The organism is Vicinamibacterales bacterium, from assembly GCA_036496585.1.
GTDB lineage: Bacteria > Acidobacteriota > Vicinamibacteria > Vicinamibacterales > 2-12-FULL-66-21 > JAICSD01.
On record DASXLB010000014.1, the window covers coordinates 1 to 15,500 of the forward strand.

A 15,500-nucleotide genomic window follows, 5' to 3' on the forward strand; every position below is an offset into this window, starting at 1 on the left:
GTACGTGCGTGACCGCCGCCGCAGGCCTATTGCGGCCTAGAGACTTCGTCACGCCCTCGCCGCATCGTCAGCCAGATGAGGCCGGCGAGGACGAGCAGCGCGGCGGCGAAGGCGATGCCGAAGAGCCAGAGCGTGCGGTAGAGGATCGACTCGCGGTCCATCCGCACTTCCATCACGTCGGGCGTCCGGTCCTCGGCGTAGGCGATCGGCTTGCCCTCGATCCGCTGCTGCAGCCGCTGCTCCCAGGTGACGATGTTGCCGCGCGAGGCGGGACGCGTGCCGCCGCCGTCGAGATAGCGCGAGTTCTGGAAACGGATGCGCGCCGGCAGGTGCACGCGGAACGCGACGAGCTCGTCGCCGCGCCACGGCGGCAGCGTGACGCCGGGCGGCGGCGGCTTCGAAAGCGTCTCCCGGAAGGCGACCAGTTCGCCATCGGGACTCAGTGCGTACTTCGCCCACGCGAACTGCGGCGCCTTCGGCAGCGCGCGAATGTCGGGCACGGTGAGCCGGATGCCGACGAAGCGGTGGCCGCGGCGCGTCCAGGTACTGATGCGGCCGACGCCGGCGTACGGCGACTCGTAGAGTGCGCGCACCCGATCGCGCAGGTCGTCGGTCCGCGCGTTGACGTCGGGCGGCAGCGTCAGTCCCTTGAGGGCGTCGAGCGCGAGCACCGAAGCGTTGACGTCCAGCGTCGCCGAGCCGTCCATGCTCAGCGTCAGATCTTCCTCGTATTCGTAGTCGGGGCCGAGCGGGCTGGGCATGCCGCACGCCGCGGCGGCTGCTGCCGCCAACACGATGGCGAGCAGGGCCGCGCGCGTCCGTGAATGCATCACGCGAATGATACAATTAAATGTTGCGTCTCTTCCTGATCGACGGCAGTTCCCAGATGTACCGCGCCTATCACGCGCCGGTGCGCACGGCCGAAGGCGGATTCCTCCGCAACGCGCAGGGACGGCCGACCAACGCCGTCTACATCTTCGTGACGATGCTGCGAAAGCTGCTCAACGAGCAGCGCCCCGACTACATCGCGGCGTCGTTCGACCTGCCGGGCCGCACCTTCCGCGACGATCTGGTCTCGGACTACAAGGCGAACCGCGCGCCGATGCCGGACGAGCTCGCCGAGCAGATTCCGATGGTGCACGCCGCGTGTGAAGCGCTCGGCGTGCCGATCCTCACCTCGGAGCGCTACGAGGCCGACGACGTGATCGGGACGCTGGCGGAGCAGGCGGCCGCCGCCGGTTTCGAGGTGGTGATCGTCACCGGCGACAAGGACTTCTTTCAGCTCGTGCGCCCCGGCATCCAGGTCTACAACCCGAAAGAGGAAGGGACCTGGTACGACGCGGCCGGCGTCCAGGAGAAGTTCGGCGTCGCGCCGCACCAGGTCGTCGACGTGCTGGCGCTGATGGGCGACACCATCGACAACATCAAGGGGGTCCCCGGCATCGGCGACAAGGGGGCGCGCGAGCTGATCGCCCAGTACGGCACGCTCGAGAACCTGCTCGCGCACGCCGGCGAGATCAAGAACAAGCGTTACCGCGAAGGGCTGCAGGGGCACGCCGATGACGCGCGTCAGAGCCAGGTGCTCGCACGCATCCGAACCGACGTGCCGGTGACCTTCGACGCCGACGCGGCCCGCTATCGCGGCGCCACCCGCGAGCGCTGCTTCCAGATCTTCAACGAACTCGGCTTCCGCGCCTTCGTCGGCGAGTACGCGCCGACTGCCGACACGATCGTCAAACGCTATCGCATCGCCGCGACCGAGGACGATGTCCGCGAACTCGCCGATCGCCTGCGCGCCGCCGGCGCCTTCTCGATGGCGATCCTTCCCGACGCCCCCTCCGCGATGCGGGCCGGCATCGTCGGGCTGGCGTTCTCGGCGGCGCCGCGCGACGCCGACTACGTGCCGACCGGTCACCACACCCCGGCCCCGAATCTGGTCGACACGCCGGCGGCCGTGCCGTCGATCGCGATCCGGAGCGCGCTCGGGATCCTGCGGCCCCTCCTCGAGGATCCGGCGATCCGCAAGCAGGGGCACGACCTGAAGTTCGACGCGATCATGCTGCTGCGCCACGGCGTCACGCTGCGCGGCCTCGATACGGACACCATGCTGACGAGCTATCTGGTCGACGCGACGCGCGCCGAGCACAGACTCGAGGAGCTTTCGCTGGAGCACGTCAGCTACAAGGCGCTGGCGGAGGAGGACGTGTGCGGGCGCGGCGCCAAGGCGATCTCCTACGCCGACGTGCCGCCCGACGTCCTGCTGACCTTCGCGGCCGAGCGGGCCGATCTGGTCGGACAGCTCGCGCCGATCTTCGGCGCCCTGCTCGCCAAGGAAGACCTGCTGCGCGTCTACACCGAGCTGGAACGGCCCCTCATCCCCGTCCTCGTCGACGTCGAGCGCGCCGGCGTCCGCATCGACGGCCCCAAACTGGCGGCGCAGTCGCAGCGCCTCGATCAGGACATCGCGCGTCGATCGCGCGAGATTTACGCGGTCGCCGGCGGCGAGTTCAACATCAACTCGCCGAAGCAGCTCGCCGAGGTGCTGTTCGACAAGCTGCAGCTGCCGGTGTTGAAGCGGACCGGCGCGTCGAAGGCGCCCTCCACCGCGGTGGAAGTGCTCGAGGAGCTGGCGCTCGCGCACGATCTGCCGCGGCTGATCCTCGAGTGGCGGTCGCTGATGAAATTGAAGGGGACCTACATCGACGCGTTGCCGCAGCTCGTCAACCCCGAGACCGGCCGCGTCCACACCTGCTTCAACCAGGCCGTCGCCGCCACCGGGCGCCTGTCGAGCAGCGACCCCAACCTGCAGAACATCCCGATCAAGACCGAGCTCGGACGCGAGATCCGCGGCGCCTTCATTGCCGACCCGGGCTACGTGCTCGTCTCCGCCGACTACTCCCAGATCGAGTTCCGGGTGCTGGCGCACCTCTCCGAGGATCCGGTGCTCGTCGCCGCGTTCCGTGAGGGGGCCGACTTCCACGAACGCACCGCTCTCAAGATCTTCGGCGCCGGCTCCGGCAGGGATCCGCACCAGCTGCGCAGCATCGCCAAGATGGTCAACTACGCGCTGCTCTACGGCAAGTCGGCCTTCACGCTCTCGAAAGACATCGGCGTGACGACGGACGAGGCGCAGAAGTTCATCGATTCCTATTTCGCCGGATTCCCCAACGTCCGCGCCTTCATCGATCGCACGCTCGACGACGGCCGCCAGTCCGGCGTCGTCAAGACGATGTTCGGCCGCCGGCGACTGGTGCCGGAACTGACCAGCCGCAATTTCCAGGTCCGCTCCGCCGCCGAGCGCATGGCGGTCAACATGCCGATCCAGGGCTCGGCCGCCGACATCCTGAAGAAGGCCATGATCGACGTGCACGCCGGTCTACCGAAGGTCGCCGGCGGACGCGCGCGCATGATCCTCACCGTCCACGACGAGCTGCTGTTCGAGACGCCGCGCGAAGCGCTCGACGAAACGTCGGCCGCGGTCCGCGAGCTGATGGAAGGCGCGGTCAAGCTGAACGTGCCGCTGACCGTCGACGTCGGCGCCGGAGACAACTGGAAGGAAGCGAAGACGTAGCCGCCATCCGCCGCAGTCGGTAGCTACTCAGCTACCAGCCGCTCTTGAAGGTCTCCCATTCCGCCGCGAGCGCGGCGACGGTCTGACGGCGCTCCTGCGCCGGCGCCCGGCCGGCGCGATCGGGAATGATCCCCTCGGTCACCAGCTTGTCGAGATCGGCGCGCAGCGCGACGCCCCGGTCGCGCGCGAGCGTCGCGCTCACCCAGCCGGCCATTGCCGCCGACCAGGCGCGATCGAGGTCGCCCGACGCGCGTGCCGCGGCGGCGATCCAGTACGCCGCCGCCGGCGATCCCGGCTCGCGACGCAGCTCCTCCTCCATGCGCGCGATGAGCCGCGTATACATGGGCGCCCGGTCGGACGCCGGCAACGCCTGCGCCTGGCGATCTACGGCACTAGCCCACCAATCGAGGGCCCGGACGTGGGCGTCGGGGGCCTGCGACGCCGTCCGCTCGATCACCGGCGCGAGCAGCTCCGCGGCCGCGCCAAACCGCTCTTCCAGATAGAACAGCTCGCCCAGGCCGACCTGCAGCTCGATGCGCTCGCGCGCCTCGAGCTGTAACGGGTCGACGGCCCGCAAGTCGGCCCGCGCGTCGTCGAGATCGCCCGGCGCGGCGGTGGTCCGGTAGCGTTCCAGGCGGCTTCTCGCCATGATCAGGCGGGCCGACCCGGCTGCGGCGGGATGGGTGGCCGCCTCCTGGGCGGCGGCGATGGCCTGCTCGTACTGGCCGAGATTGTAGAACTGGCGGGCTGCGGCGAGCGGATCCTGCTTGCGGCTGGACGCCGCGGCGGCCGGTCCGGCAACCACCAGAAGCGCCACCACCAGCAGGAAGGCGAAGAGCACGGAGGGGCGCGCAACTGTCGCCACGATCCTTCGCATTATAATCGTCGGCGGATGGTGGAACCGACCATCGTCGCGCGAACCGAGCACTCGGTTTCCCGCCGCGACATCGACCAGGACGCGCTCAAGGTCCTTTACCGCCTGCACGAGCACGGCTTTGCGGCCTATCTCGTCGGCGGTAGCGTTCGTGACCTGCTGCTCGGCCGGCGCCCCAAGGACTTCGACGTCGGCACCTCGGCGCATCCGCACCAAATCAAGAAACTCTTCCGAAACTGCTGGATCATCGGCCGGCGCTTCCGCCTCGCCCACGTCAAATTCGGACCCAAGACGATCGAGGTGGCCACATTCCGCCGTCAGGTCGACCCGTTGGAGCTGCCAGCTGACGGAGCCGAGTCGGACCAGGCGCTCGAGGCCGCGCCGGACGCGCCGGTCCCCGCCGACGCCCCGTTCGAGGAGCAGGTGCAGGCCGAGGGCACCCACCTGGCGCACGTCCGCGCCCACGACCGGCTGATCCACCGCGACAACACGTTCGGGACCGCGGAGGAGGACGCCTTCCGGCGCGATTTCACGATCAACGCGCTGTTCTACGACATCGCCACGTTCTCCCTGATCGACTACGTCGGCGGCCTCGAGGACCTCGAGCGGCGGCTGATCCGGTCGATCGGCGATCCCGGCGTCCGCTTTCTCGAGGATCCGGTCCGCATGATGCGGGCGGTGGTGTTTGCCGCCCGTCTCGACTTCCGCATCGACGAGCCGATTCTGGAAGCGATCGAGGTCCACCGCCACGAGATTGCGCGAGCCGCGTCGGCACGATTGGTGGAGGAATACTTCAAAATCCTGCGATCCGGCTTCGCCGAGAACAGCCTCCGCATGCTGAAGGCGACGAAGCTGCTCGGCGCGGTCACGCCCGAGCTCGACGCGGCGAACGAGGCGCTGTGGGAATCGGTGGCGCGGCTGGATCAGTATCGCCGTCGTTTCGCGGCGGCGCCCGACACGCTGACCAACGCCATCCTCGCCGGCACGCTGCTGGTGCCGCTCGGCCTCGCGGGTCCGCGCGGCTTTCACGCCGACGCGCTCGAGCGCCGCATCGAACTCGGCGTGCTGCCGATGCCGCGCCGCGACATCGAGCGGCTCCACCAGATCCTGGCGATCCAGCCCCGGCTGCACGACCTGCGTGCTCCCTACCGCGCGCAGCGCGCCGTGCTGCACCGACACGTGCTGGAAGACGCGCTCACCTGGCTGGAGATCCACGGCGGCCGTCCGGATCTGCTGCAGCACTGGCGATCGCTGCAGGCCGAGCCGTCGGCGTCCCCGCCGGCCGACACGGACGGCAACCGCGAGGCGTCGACCGACCGGCCGCTCCCACGGAAGCGGCGGCGACGGCGGCGGCGGTTTCCGTCCGCTGGCCGGACGTAGGCGTCGCCGCGCAGACGTTGCGGGTCTGCCTCACATGCTTCGCAGCGCCGTCAAGGGATCGACCGCGGTGGCGGCCCGCGCCGGAATCCAGGCGGCCACGATCGCAACGCTCAGAAGCAGAACCGCGGCGGCGGCCATCGTCGCCGGATCCGCCGGCTCGACGCCGTAGAGCAGGCCCGCGAGGAGACGCGACAGCGGGATCGCCGCGAGCCCTCCCACCACGAGTCCGACGATCGCCATCGCGACGCCTTCGCCAAGGATCATGACCAGGATGGAGCGCCGATGCGCGCCGAGCGCGAGGCGGATGCCGAGCTCGTTGGTGCGCTGACTGACCGAGAACCCGAGCACGCCGGCGACGCCAACCGTCGCGATCGCCAGCGCGAGCAGCGCGAACAGGTCGACGAGCGTCGCGTTCAACCGCTCGGGAGCGATCGTCTCGTCGCGAATCTCCTCCAGCGTCTGCACGTGATCGATGGGCCGGTCGGGGTCGAGCTGTCGGATCATCTCGACCAGGCGCGGCGCGAGGCGATCGAACGCGCCAGCCGAGCGCACCAGGATTGTCGTCGGTGCGAACGGCGACTGCGTGTCGAGCTGGTAGAGCGTCTGCAGCGGCGCCGACGTGAGACCGTCGGCACGCGTGTCGGCCGCCACGCCGACGATCTCGGCGGGCGTCGTCCACGCGCCGTTGAGGCCCTGCCAGCTGATGTGCCGGCCGACGGGATTGACGTCCTTCAGGTAGTACTTCGCCATCGACTCGCTGAGGACGACCACCGGTGTCGATGCGGCACGGTCCGATGCCGCGAAGGCCCGGCCCAGCTTGATCGGTGTGCCCACCGTCGAGAAGTAGGCGGCGCTGACCACGCGGCTGACGGTGCGGGGCGGGGCCGCCAGCGCATCGGCGTCGGCGCCGTCGATGCGAAACGTCTGCTGCTGGGGAAACGACCCGGCGAGTGGCGCCGCCGAGGTCATCGCCGCCCCCTGCACGCCTGGTTCGGCGCCGACCCGCTCGATGACGTCGCGCGAAAACTGCTGGCGCCGGTCGCGGTTCGGCTGACGGAAGTCGGGCGCCTGCAGGCTGAGCACGTTCGACAGGTTGAACCCCGGATCGATCGCGTAGAGGCGAGAGAGACTGCGCGTCAGCAGGCCCGCGCCGACGAGCAGCATGAATGAGACGGCCAGCTGGCTGACCACGAGCACCCGCTGGGTGCGCCGCCGGCCGCGGCTTCCGGCGACACGTCCGCCGGCACCCGCCATCATCCGCGCCGGATCGCTCAGAAACGACAGGCGCGGCGCCGCCGCGAAGAGCAGCGCCGTCCCGATCGACACGAGGAACGTGAAGCCGAGGACACGGCCGTCGAGCGCGATCTCGCCGGTGCGGCTGGTGAAGCGCGCCGTGTAGCGGACGAGCAGGTTCAGGCAGGCGATCGCCAGGCCGAGTCCCAGCGCACCGCCGAGGACCGACAGGACGAGGTGCTCGGCGAGCAGCTGCCGCCGCAGCACCCACCCGCCGGCGCCGAGCGCGGTGCGCACCGCCAGCTCGCGATCGCGCTGCAGGAGCCGTGTCAACGTCAGGTTGGCAACGTTGGCGCAGGCGATGATCAGGACGAAGACGGTCGTGACGAGCAGCGCGACGAGCGTCGGCCTCGCCTTCGCGGTCAGCTCGTCCTTCCACGGCGTCACGACGGTGTCGAAGCCGCTCGACTTCGGGTACTCGTCAGGATAAGTCTCGTGCATCCGCAGGGCGATTTGCCGCAGTTCGGCCTGCGCCGCCGCCGGTGACGCCCCCGGCGCGAGCCGCGCGAAAACGTCGGTCATCCGGTGCGAGCGCTGCTTCTCCATCGACGCGCTCTGGTAGTGATCGTTCGCCGAGTAGTTGACGTAGAAGTCCTGGCGGCGCTGCGTCGCGTAGTGCGCGCCCGGCGCGAGCACGCCGACGATCTGCGCCTTCTTGACCGTGAGATCGAGCATCTGCCCGATCACGGCCGGATCCGCGCCAAAGACGCGGCGCCAGTAGGCGTCGGTCAGCACGACCACCGGCGGCGCGGAACGGGCGTCGTCGGCGGCCAGCAGCAGGCGGCCGAGCTGCGGGCGGGCGCCGAGCATCGGAAAGAAGTTCGACGTCACCAGCCCACCGGTGGCGCGCTGCGCGTCGCCGCGGCCGATCACGTTGAACGTCCAGTCGCCGAACTCGACGAACTGGTCGATGGTGCGCGACTCGCGGCGATAGTCCGCGACCTCGGTGAACGAAAAGCTCGTGTCGTCGACGCCGGCGGCGAGCTGCGGCTGGCGCAGGTGCATGATGCGGTCGGCGTCGGGGTACGGCAGCGGCCGTAGCAGCACGCCGTTGATGACACTGAAAATGGCGGCGTTGGCGCCGATGCCGAGACCGAGGGTCAGGACGAAGGCCGCGGTGTAGGCGGGCGTCCGCGGCAGGGTGCGCAGCGCCAGGCGAATATCGTTCAACATTGGCAGCTCTCTTGTAGAATGTCGACAACAGAGATATACGCCGCCACCGCCGGATTGGCAATCGATCTTTCGTCCCGGCCCTCGTCCCTGCTGCTAGACGGTGCAGATCGCCATCGCGCGCTGGAGTTCGACAAGCGGATCGTGCCCCTGCGTCGGCGAGTACTCGTGTGAGACGAAGCCGGTGTAACCCAGATCCGCGATCGCCGTCATCACGAAGCGGTAGTTCAGCTCCTGCGTGTCGTCGATCTCGTGCCGTCCGGGGTTGCCGCCGGTGTGGAAATGGCCGATCCACTGGATGTGATCCCGGACGTTCCTGGCAATGTCGCCGTCCATGATCTGGGCGTGGTAGATGTCGTAGAGGATCTTGACGCGCGGCGAGTTCACGCGCGTCATCACGTCGACGCCCCAGGCGATGTGGTCGAAGACGTAGTCCTTGTGATTCACTTTACTGTTCAGGTACTCGAAGCACAGGGTCACGCCCTTGTCCTCGGCGTGCGCTTTCACCGCATCGAGGTACGTGGCGCAGTTGTCGGCTCCCTCTTCGTAGGAGATGCCGCGCTTCTCGCCGCCGAGGACGATGATGTTGGGCACGCCGTTGGCGGCGGCCTCGTCGATGGCCGCGTGCATCTTCGGAATCAACTCGGCATGCGTGTCCTTGTGGCTGGGCCCGATCGGGATCGTGCCGCCGGGGCCACCCGGGTACATCGACGGAACGAGACCGTGCTTCTTCAGCGTCGGCCAGTCAGCAGGTCCGATCAGATCGAACCCCTCGATCCCGAGCTTCGCCGCCTCGCGGCAGCAGTCGTCCAGCGTCCAGTTATTGCGGCCGAAGACGCCGCGCGTGACGCCCTGCCTCAACCGTCCCGAGCGCCTGGGCGCCGGCTGCGGCTGCGCATCGGTGATCGCACCGGCCACCAGTGAAGCGGCCAGCGTTCCGAGAAACATCCGTCGTTCCATAGATGAGCCTCCCCGCGGCGGCACTGTACCGCAAATGAGTCAGGCGAACTCGCGCCGAGCGAGCCCGGAGCGATGCGACCTACACGAGCGAGCCGGAGCCCGATGCGACCTACGCGAGCGAGCCGGAGCCCGATGCGACCTACGCGAGCGAGCGCAGCGAAGCGAGCCACGCGAACGTAGCGCGCCGGCGAAGCGGCGCGCTATAGAGCGTGCCGGGGAGTCTGAGGGGCGAAGCCCCTCAGACAATAACGAAGGCCCCTCAGAAATGAACAATGAGCCCACCGCGAGCCTGCCGCGGTGCGCCGATCGTGCGGATGGGCGTCAGCCCGGTGTCGATCTCGTTGTCGAAGGCGTTCTCGATCGCAAAGAACAGTTCGCCGTGACGCGAGAGACGCAGCGCGGCACGCGCATCGGTCAGCGAGCCCGACCTGAGGATGAACTGGTTTTGATCGTCGTCGAACTGCTGGCCGAAGACCCTGACGCTGAGCGACGCGCTCCACGCCTGGTGCGCCGCGCGAAGGCCGACCGAGCCCGCCGCCTTGGGCACCTGCGGCACGCGGTTGCCGTCGAGCTCGGCCTGGGTGAACTGCGAATCGTTGAACGCCCACGACGAGGTGGCGCTCAGCAGGCCTCCGAGTCGCCATTCGAACTCGATCTCGGAGCCGATCGCCCGTGCGCTGGCGTTGTCGCGCTGACGGGTGATCGCCGACGCCGTGGCCGTGATCGTGCGGTTGTAGATGGCGTTGTCGAGGCGGGTCGCGTAGAAGATCGCCCGCGCCGTCCAGTCCGCATGGGTGATCGTGTAAGCCGCCTCCGGGCCCCACGACTCCTCGGGCTTCAGCGCGCTGTTGGCCTGCGTCAGCGTGTTGCCGACGCGGAACGATCGGAACAGCTCGTTGATCGTCGGCGTGCGGAAGCCGCTCAGCCACGAGAGGCGGACGGTCTGGCCGCTGCCGGCGTCGATCGTCGCCGCGACACGAGGCTGGAAGAAGAAACGATCCTGCACGGTGCCGAGGCCGCCGGGATTGGTGAGCGTCCACCAGGCGGCGCGCGCGCCGGCGCTCAGCACGATCCGCGGCGTCAGCGTGAGCTGCCCGTTCGCCGCGAGCCCGGTGTCGTGCTGGGTGGCGGGCGTGTGCACGACCGCGGCGCCGACGCCCGCCGTGCTGAACGCCTGTTCGTCGAGGTTCGCGTGTGCCGCGCGTTCCGAGAACGAGACCATCCCCTGCGCGCGGCTCCCCTGGCGGATCCAGTCGACGGCGCCGCCGCCGGCGTTGGAGCCGACCCATTGCAGATTGGTCAGCCGCTCGCCGGCGCGCGCCACGCCGTTGACGGTCGTGACCGCGCTGAAGCTCTGGTTGTAGTTGTTGGCGCTGAAGTCGCCGCGCGCCTCCCACAGCCCGCCGCCGACGAAACCGTGCGCGTTGGCGCTGCCCCAGCGCGTGATCGTACCGTTCACCTGGAGCGGCGTGCCGTTGTTGCGATTCTCATCGAAGTAGCCGCCGCGGACCGTGGCCTGGACCGCGCGGCCGCCGCCGATCCATCCCGTTGCGGAAGTCGAATCGGAATCCGCCTTGACGTCGATCGGACCGCGCGCCTCGGGCGCGACGACGACGAACCCGTCGGTGGTGCCGGACTCGGCGGCGGCGCCCGCCATCCACGTCTTCCGGTTGACCGCTCCGTAGAACGAGCCGCGGAACGTGCCGAGGTTGCCCCCCTCGAGCCACGCCTCCCCTCCCTGGCTGGTGCGCGTCGTCACCTGGATCACCCCGCCGAGCGCGTCGTTGCCGTGAAGGTCCCCGGACGCGCCGCGGATGACCTCGACGCGCTGCAGGGCGGCCATCGGAACGCGATCCCAGTAAACCCAGGAGCCGAAGGCGTCGTTCAACGGCACGTCGTCGGCCATCACGAGGGTCCGGCTGGCCCCAGACGCAGACATGCCGCGCAGCGTGACGCCCTGCGTGGTGGGGTTGGCGACTGCCGACGTCGTGCGGCGGAACAGGCTGAACCCGGGTACGCTGCGCAGCTGGTCGTCGAGGCGCAGCGCCGGCGTCTCGACGATGGTCGATCGATCGAGCGAGGTGACGCTGCTCTGCACCGACAGCCGGGTGGCCCCGGCCTCGCTGCTCACCGAGATCTGCTCGGCGATCGTGGCGGTCCGCAGCGCAATGTCGATCGGCGTTGCCGACGGCGCGACCTCGCGCCGGACCGGGGCGAAGCCCTGGACGTCGATGGCGATGGTCGCGGTGGCGGCCCCGGCGGGCAGCGTCGCCGACCACGTGCCGTCGCTCGCCGTCGTGGCGGTGGCGCGCACGCCGGCCGCGGTCACGGTCACGACAACGGCCTGCATCGGGGCGCCGCTCGGATCCTTGACGGTCCCGGAGATAGTGGCGGCCGGCTGAAGCAGCGCGGCGGCAAGTGCCAGAACGAGTGCAATCATGGTTCAGGATTGGTGTTGAATCGGTAACCGACGCCGCGCACGGTCAGCAGATGGCGCGGCCGGGAGGGTTCGTCCTCGATGTAGCGCCGCAACCGCACGACAAAATTATCGATCGCGCGCGTGTCGGTATCCTCGTGAAGTCCCCAGACGTGCTCGAGCATGGCTCTCCGCGAGACTGGCTTGCCCTGATGCTCGATAAGATACCGCAGAAGATTCGCCTCCATCAGGGTCAGGTTGAGGACGCGCTCGCCGACCGTGAGCTCGAGGCGGTCGAAATCGATGGTACGTCCGCCGAACGAATACCGGTCGGGCCGCTTCTCCCCGGCCGCGGCTGGCGCCTGGGCGCGCGCCCAGGAGCTGCGGCGGAGCAGGCCGCCGACCCGCGCCAGCAGGATGGCCAGCTCCGTCGGCTTCGGCAGGTAGTCGTCCGCCCCTGCTGCGAACCCGTTCAGCACGTCGTCGGGGCGGCCGCGCGCGGTCAGGATGAGGACTGGGACGAAATTGCGCGCCGCGCGCAGCTCCGAAACGACGGCGAACCCGTCTTTGTCGGGCAGCATGACGTCCAGCACGACCAGGTCGACCGGCACCGAGGCGCTTTCGAGGCGCCTGAGCGCCCGCTCGCCGGTGTCGACGACTTCCGCGTCATAGCCCTCGGCCTCGAGGTTGAAGCGCAGCCCTTCGGCGAGGTGCTGCTCGTCTTCGACGATGAGGACGCGATGGCGCATGGCAGTGGGCAGCCGGACGGCTAGGCGGGCGCACCCGGCAGCAGAATCGTGAACGTGCTGCCGTGCCCCTGGCCGGCGCTCTCGGCAAAGGCGCGACCGCCGTGGTTGCGGGCGACCGAACGGACGATGAACAGTCCGAGGCCGCTGCCTTTCGTCCGCACCGCGACGCTGGCCGGGACGCGGTAGAAGCGCTTGAAGATACGCTTCAGCTCGGCCGGCGAGATGCCGACGCCGTGGTCGCTGACCCGAACGGCGTAGCGCAGGTGCGCGGCGGCGGCGAGCTCGACCCTGATCTGCGGCTGGCCCTGCGAGTACTTCACGGCATTGTCGATCAGGTTCCACACCGCGGCCTTCAGCTCGTCGGCGTCCCCCAGCACCATCGCGCTGGGCGTCTCCTCCACGTAGTGCAGCGCCTGCTGGTCGAGCTGAAAACGCGTGCGCGCCAGGGCGACACACTCGCGCGCGATCGGCGCAAGGTCGAGGACTGTTCTGCCGCGGCGGCGCAGGATGGATCCGGTCGATCCCGCCATCAGCACCTGATCGATCGTGTGAAGCAGCCGATCGCTGTCTTCGAGCATGACGCGGTAGAACTCGCGCCGCTTCGCCTCCTCGAGCTCGCGCATCTGCAGCGTCTGGAGATGGAGCCGGATCGAGGCGACCGGCGTCTTGAGCTCGTGGGTCACGGCGTTGATGAAGGAATCGTGCTGCTCGTTGCGGCGGATCTCGCGGACCAGGAAGATGGTGTTGATCACCATGCCGGCGATGATCACCAGGAAAAAGATCGACCCGAAGACGATCAGCATGCCCTCGCGCCAGTTGATGAGCAGCCAGCTGACGTTCAGCGTCACCGCCACCGCGACCAGGCAGATCCCGAAGACTGTGAAGAAAATGGCTTTGCGCTGCCGTCCCGAGATCATCGCGTGCCGGCTCCGAGGATAAGTCATTTCCACTCCTGGCTCGTTCGACAGGCATAATAGCGTGCGCCCTTTTGGACGCGATTTGCGCCTTTCCGGGTGGGACGGGCAGGAGGACTGAATTGGCACGGGTGTGGCGGGTTGCGGCCCTCGCGGCGGTGGCGGCGGCGCTCGGCGGCTGCGGTATGTTGCAGCGCAAGGCGGTGGGCATGGTCGCGAACACGCTCGCGTCGAGCGGCGACGTGTTCACCCGTGACGACGACCCGGAACTGGTCGGCCAGGCCATCCCGTTCGGGCTGAAGCTGTACGAATCGCTGCTCGACTCCGCGCCGAAGAACAAGGACCTGCTGATCGCCACCTGCAGCAATTTCACGCAATACGGGGTCGCCTATCTCGAAACCGAGGCGCTCGTGCTCGGCGAGACGAACCACCACGACGAGGTGGCGCACCTCAACACGCGCGCCCTCAAACTGTATCTTCGCGCCAAGGGCTACTGCCTGCGCGCGATGGAGGTGCGCTTCCCCGGGATCACGCCGGCGCTGCTCAAGGACCCGGTCGCTGCGCTCAAGCCGGCGAAGAAGGCGGACGTCCCGCTCCTGTACTGGATGGCGGCGTCGTGGGGCTCGGCGATCGCGCTCGGCGTCGACAAGCCGGAGCTGGTGATCGACCTGCCGACCGTCCGCGCGCTGGCCGAACGGGCGATCGCGCTCGACGAGACGTGGAACCAGGGTGCGCTCCACGAGATGTTCATCGCGCTCGACAGCCAGCCCGAGGCGCTCGGCGGCTCGGTCGAGCGGGCGCGCGTCCATTTCAAACGGGCCGTAGAGCTCCAGAACGGGGCGGCGCCAGGCCCTTACGTCTCGCTGGCGATCGGCGTCTCGATGCCGGCGCAGGATCGCGCGGAGTTCGAATCGCTGCTGAAACAGGCGCTGGCGATCGACCCTGAGAAAAGCCCGTCGACCCGCCTGATCACGCTGGTGCAGCAGCGCCGCGCGCAGGCGATGCTCGATCACATCGACACGCTCTTCACCAAATAGAATGAGGCTATGTTCGCAGTCAAACGCTTCCTGATCTGGACCTCGCTCGCCGCCGCCACCGTGACGCTGTCGGCCGGCGCCGAAAACATCAAGCTCTCGACCCTCGTGCCGGCCGGCACGAGCTGGCACAAGGCCTTGCTCGACATGGGCAACGCCTGGAACAAGGACACCGCGGGCCGCGTGACGCTGACCGTGTTTCCCGGCGGCCAGCAAGGGGACGAAGCGACCGCGATCAAGAAGATGCGGGCCGACATCCTGCAGGCCTCGTTCCTGTCGAACGTCGGTCTGGCCGAGCTCGACGAGGCGTTCAATGTTTTCTCGATGCCGTTCTTCATCGACTCGCCCGACGAGGAAGCGGCGATCGAGAAGCGCCTGACGCCGGTCATCGAGCAGCGGCTGAACGCCAAGGGGTTCCACCTGGTCTGCTGGGGCTCCGCCGGGTGGCTGCAGGTCTTCTCGAAGAAGCCGCTGAAATCGCTGGCCGACGTCAAGAACGCCAAGCTCTATACGACCAAGGGCGCCGACAAATGGTACCAGTGGTACGTCAGCAACGGCTTCCACCCGGTGCCGCTGCTGCCGTCCGACGTGCCGACGCAGCTCAAGCTGGGCACCGGCCTGATCGACACCGCGCCTTATCCGCCGTATCTCGCCATGACGCTGCGCGTTTTCGACGACGCGAAGTACATGCTCGATCTGAAGATCGCGCCGCTGACCGGTGCGCTCCTCGTCTCGCAGGCCGCCTGGAACCGAATCAGCGCCGACGACCGCGCCAAGCTGACCACCGATGCCCAGGCGCTCGAGACGCGCGTGCGCAGCGAGGCGCCGGCGCAGGACGCTGAGTCGGTGAAGGTCATGACCAGCCGCGGCCTGCAGGTGACGACGCTGGACCCCAAGACGATCGGCGAGTTTCAAGGCGCGGCCGATCAGCTCGTCAAGACGATGCGCGGCTCGATGGTGCCGGCCGACATCTACGACATCGCCGTCCAGGAGCGCGACGCGTTCCGCAAGTCAAAGGGCAAGTAGCGAGTGAAACTGGCGACGGGAGCGAGCGCAGCAAGTAAGCCACGCGGCCGGCGCGGGGCCAGGGGCCCGCGCCCTTCGACGTCGCTCAGGGCACCCCGAGCGACAGTCGAGGG

The 15,500-nt window shown here is 68.7% G+C and carries 11 protein-coding genes; 4 read left to right on the forward strand and 7 right to left on the reverse strand.

Features of this window, described 5'->3' with window-relative positions:
- Window positions 1-26: 26 nt before the first annotated feature.
- The gene (locus tag VGI12_03560; protein ID HEY2431726.1) at window positions 27-830 is read right to left on the reverse strand and encodes a hypothetical protein; all 804 of its coding nucleotides are present in this window, start codon (window positions 828-830) and stop codon (window positions 27-29) included.
- A 20-nt stretch (window positions 831-850) separates the two neighbouring features.
- Here VGI12_03560 and polA point away from each other — a divergent pair, with 20 nt between their 5' ends.
- The gene (gene polA, locus VGI12_03565; protein HEY2431727.1) at window positions 851-3,571 is read left to right on the forward strand and encodes a DNA polymerase I; all 2,721 of its coding nucleotides are present in this window, start codon (window positions 851-853) and stop codon (window positions 3,569-3,571) included.
- Between the two features lie 31 nt (window positions 3,572-3,602).
- Here the strand turns inward: polA and VGI12_03570 are convergent, their stop codons facing one another.
- Window positions 3,603-4,436 (reverse strand): hypothetical protein, encoded by an 834-nt coding sequence (locus VGI12_03570; protein ID HEY2431728.1) that lies wholly within the window; start codon window positions 4,434-4,436, stop codon window positions 3,603-3,605.
- Between the two features lie 27 nt (window positions 4,437-4,463).
- Between VGI12_03570 and pcnB the strand changes: the two genes are divergently transcribed.
- The gene (pcnB, locus tag VGI12_03575) at window positions 4,464-5,825 is read left to right on the forward strand and encodes a polynucleotide adenylyltransferase PcnB (GenBank protein ID HEY2431729.1); all 1,362 of its coding nucleotides are present in this window, start codon (window positions 4,464-4,466) and stop codon (window positions 5,823-5,825) included.
- A gap of 30 nt (window positions 5,826-5,855) precedes the next feature.
- Here pcnB and VGI12_03580 read toward each other — a convergent pair whose 3' ends face one another.
- From VGI12_03580 to VGI12_03600, 5 genes are all read right to left on the reverse strand, one after another.
- Window positions 5,856-8,291, reverse strand: coding sequence for an ABC transporter permease (locus tag VGI12_03580; GenBank protein HEY2431730.1), 2,436 nt, complete (start codon window positions 8,289-8,291; stop codon window positions 5,856-5,858).
- A gap of 93 nt (window positions 8,292-8,384) precedes the next feature.
- The gene (locus VGI12_03585; GenBank protein ID HEY2431731.1) at window positions 8,385-9,236 is read right to left on the reverse strand and encodes a TIM barrel protein; all 852 of its coding nucleotides are present in this window, start codon (window positions 9,234-9,236) and stop codon (window positions 8,385-8,387) included.
- Between the two features lie 271 nt (window positions 9,237-9,507).
- Window positions 9,508-11,688 carry a TonB-dependent receptor gene (locus VGI12_03590; GenBank protein HEY2431732.1) on the reverse strand — a complete coding sequence of 727 codons (2,181 nt, stop codon included), beginning with the start codon at window positions 11,686-11,688 and terminating at the stop codon, window positions 9,508-9,510.
- Complete coding sequence (locus VGI12_03595; protein HEY2431733.1) at window positions 11,685-12,413, reverse strand: response regulator transcription factor; 729 nt, start codon at window positions 12,411-12,413, stop codon at window positions 11,685-11,687. The genes VGI12_03590 and VGI12_03595 overlap by 4 nt, the downstream gene beginning before the upstream one ends.
- A gap of 20 nt (window positions 12,414-12,433) precedes the next feature.
- Complete coding sequence (locus VGI12_03600; protein ID HEY2431734.1) at window positions 12,434-13,357, reverse strand: HAMP domain-containing sensor histidine kinase; 924 nt, start codon at window positions 13,355-13,357, stop codon at window positions 12,434-12,436.
- Between the two features lie 101 nt (window positions 13,358-13,458).
- On the opposite strand from VGI12_03600, the gene VGI12_03605 reads away from it, so the two are divergent.
- Window positions 13,459-14,364 (forward strand): TRAP transporter TatT component family protein, encoded by a 906-nt coding sequence (locus tag VGI12_03605; GenBank protein ID HEY2431735.1) that lies wholly within the window; start codon window positions 13,459-13,461, stop codon window positions 14,362-14,364.
- 9 nt (window positions 14,365-14,373) lie between these two features.
- The gene (gene dctP / locus VGI12_03610) at window positions 14,374-15,387 is read left to right on the forward strand and encodes a TRAP transporter substrate-binding protein DctP (protein HEY2431736.1); all 1,014 of its coding nucleotides are present in this window, start codon (window positions 14,374-14,376) and stop codon (window positions 15,385-15,387) included.
- Window positions 15,388-15,500: the final 113 nt, after the last annotated feature.

Excerpts from the sequence above, each read along its gene's own strand:
- pcnB (HEY2431729.1), top strand. The coding sequence starts at position 4,464 with ATGGTGGAACCGACCATCGTCGCGCGAACCGAGCACTCGGTTTCCCGC.
- VGI12_03585 (HEY2431731.1), bottom strand. The coding sequence starts at position 9,236 with ATGTTTCTCGGAACGCTGGCCGCTTCACTGGTGGCCGGTGCGATCACC.
- VGI12_03595 (HEY2431733.1), bottom strand. The coding sequence starts at position 12,413 with ATGCGCCATCGCGTCCTCATCGTCGAAGACGAGCAGCACCTCGCCGAA.
- dctP (HEY2431736.1), top strand. The coding sequence starts at position 14,374 with ATGTTCGCAGTCAAACGCTTCCTGATCTGGACCTCGCTCGCCGCCGCC.
- VGI12_03600 (HEY2431734.1), bottom strand. The coding sequence starts at position 13,357 with ATGACTTATCCTCGGAGCCGGCACGCGATGATCTCGGGACGGCAGCGC.
- polA (HEY2431727.1), top strand. The coding sequence starts at position 851 with ATGTTGCGTCTCTTCCTGATCGACGGCAGTTCCCAGATGTACCGCGCC.
- VGI12_03560 (HEY2431726.1), bottom strand. The coding sequence starts at position 830 with ATGCATTCACGGACGCGCGCGGCCCTGCTCGCCATCGTGTTGGCGGCA.
- VGI12_03580 (HEY2431730.1), bottom strand. The coding sequence starts at position 8,291 with ATGTTGAACGATATTCGCCTGGCGCTGCGCACCCTGCCGCGGACGCCC.
- VGI12_03590 (HEY2431732.1), bottom strand. The coding sequence starts at position 11,688 with ATGATTGCACTCGTTCTGGCACTTGCCGCCGCGCTGCTTCAGCCGGCC.